Raw genomic sequence first — 2,147 nt, 5'->3', positions numbered from 1 at the left:
TCGAGGTCGACGGGCCGTGAAAGGGATTCAGAGGCCATCTTCACGCTGCGTTCCATATGGGGTCGAATGTCCGGGCCGGGCGTACCGGCCCGGCGTGTCGCGCGAATTCGCAATATAGCCCAGTGTCCGAAACGGCGTGTTTTCCGCGGGGGCGCCGCCGCGCGCGGTCGACTCGGGGTCGCCCACGGCGGCGGCGCCCCGTGCTCACTGCGGCAAACGCAGGATCGGCTTGAGTGTCAGGCCGTTGCTGCTGTCCTCCGCTGCCTGGTTGATCTGTTCGAGCGGATAGAACTTCACCAGGCGGTCAAAGGGAAACCGCCCTTGCAGATGGAGCTGCACGAGCTGCGGAATGAACGTCTGCGGCACGCTATCGCCTTCGACGATACCGCGGATCGTGTGGCCGCCGAGCAGCAGGCTGTTCACGTCGAATTCGGCCTTCGTGCCGAGCTTCGGTGCCCCCACCACGCCCATCGTGCCGCGCGAGCCGAGCGCGTCGATCCCTTGCGACAGCACGGCCGGCAACCCGGTCGATTCGAGCGCGAAGTCGACGCCGCCGCCGGTGATCTCGCGAATCGCGTCGACGACGTTGACGTCCTTGCTGTTGAGCGCGTGCGTCGCGCCGAGCTCCAGGGCCAGCGCGAGCCGCGACGGCACGATGTCGACGGCGATGATGGTGCTGGCGCCCGCAACGCGTGCGGCCATCACGGCGCTCATGCCGACCGCTCCTGCGCCGAAACTCGCGAAGCTGCTGCCCGGACGCACCGCGAGCGAATGAATCACCGCGCCGGCGCCGGTCTGGATTCCGCAGCCGAGCGGCCCGAGCAGTTCGAGCGGCGCTTCCGTCGGCACCTTGATGGCATTGTTCTCGCGTGCGAGCGCATAGCTCGCGAACGACGACTGCGCGAAGAAATGATCGTGCAGTGGCTGTCCGGCTGCGTCGCGGATCGCGGTCTGCCCGTCGGCGTCGGCGCCGCCGAAATTCAGCGGAAAGAACTGTCGGCAGTACGCACCGTGACCGCCGACGCACGACGTGCAGTGGCCGCACGCGCCATAGGTGAGCACGACGTGATCGCCCGCGGCGAGCGTCTTCACGTTCGGGCCGATCGCCTCGACCACGCCGGCGCCCTCGTGACCGAGCACGGCCGGCAGCGGCACCGGGTAGTACTGGTCGCGCACGATCAGGTCGGTGTGGCACAAGCCCGTCGCGACGACGCGCACCAGCACCTCGTCGCCGCGCGGCGCACGGATCCGGGCGGATTCGATCGAGAAGCGCGCGCCGGCGGCGCGCGCCACGGCTGCGGTCATCACGCGTGTATCGTTTTCGGTGTACATGGTCGGTCTCCTTGTCAAAGCGGGTACAGCGGCGCGTCACCCTTGATCGTCAGCCACTGCCACTGCGTGAATTCTTCCCAGTTCGCGCTGCCGCCGATGCTCGAGCCGTTGCCCGATGCGCCGACGCCGCCGAACGGATTGATCACTTCATCGTTGACCGTCTGGTCGTTGATGTGCAACAGCCCGGTATTCAACCGCTCGCCGATCCTGAGCGCGCGACCGACGTCGGCGGACAGGATCGCCATCGACAGCCCGTATTCGCTCTGGTTCGCGAGCGCGATGGCATCCTCGTCGGTATCGAACGGCACGACGACCGCGACCGGCCCGAAAATCTCGTTGTCGAACGCCGGATTGCCCGGCGCGACGCCGCTCAGCACGGTCGGCTCGAAGAACAGGTCGCGATGGCCGCCGCCCGTCTCGACGCGGCCCGCCGCATGGTCGCGTTGCGCGGCATTGATCAGCGGGCCGAGGCCGACGTCCGCGGTCGCCGGGTCTCCCACCCGCAGGCTTTGCGCCTTCTCGACGAGCTTCGCGACGAAGCGGTCGTGAATCTCGCGCTGCACCAGCACGCGGCCGGTCGCCATGCAGATCTGGCCCTGGTGCAAGTACGCACCCCATGCCGTGTTGGCGACCGCGCGCTCGAGATCGGCGTCGTCGAGCACGATCAATGAGTTCTTGCCGCCGAGTTCGAGCGACACTTTCTTCAAGTGGCGGCCCGCTGCTTCGCCGACCTTGCGCCCGGCCGCGGTGGAGCCGGTGAACTGGATCATCGCGACGTGCGGATCGGCGACCAGCGCCGCACCGGCCGCGCCGTC

2 protein-coding genes are annotated in these 2,147 nt (G+C 68.1%); both read right to left on the bottom strand.

What is annotated here, in order from left to right; genetic code table 11:
* Positions 1–204 precede the first annotated feature (204 nt).
* Positions 205–1,332, bottom strand: coding sequence for an NAD(P)-dependent alcohol dehydrogenase (locus JYJ84_RS34895; RefSeq protein WP_175220503.1), 1,128 nt, complete (start codon positions 1,330–1,332; stop codon positions 205–207).
* Positions 1,333–1,346: 14 nt separating this feature from the next.
* Positions 1,347–2,147 (bottom strand): aldehyde dehydrogenase family protein (locus JYJ84_RS34890; RefSeq protein ID WP_205190144.1); only part of this gene is annotated, 801 nt, incomplete at its 5' end.

The sequence above is a fragment of the Burkholderia sp. LMG 13014 genome, assembly GCF_905232215.1.
Taxonomy (GTDB): Bacteria; Pseudomonadota; Gammaproteobacteria; order Burkholderiales; family Burkholderiaceae; genus Burkholderia.
The sequence above is the reverse complement of the archived record's forward strand: the minus strand, read 5'-3'. Positions and strand labels throughout refer to the sequence as shown.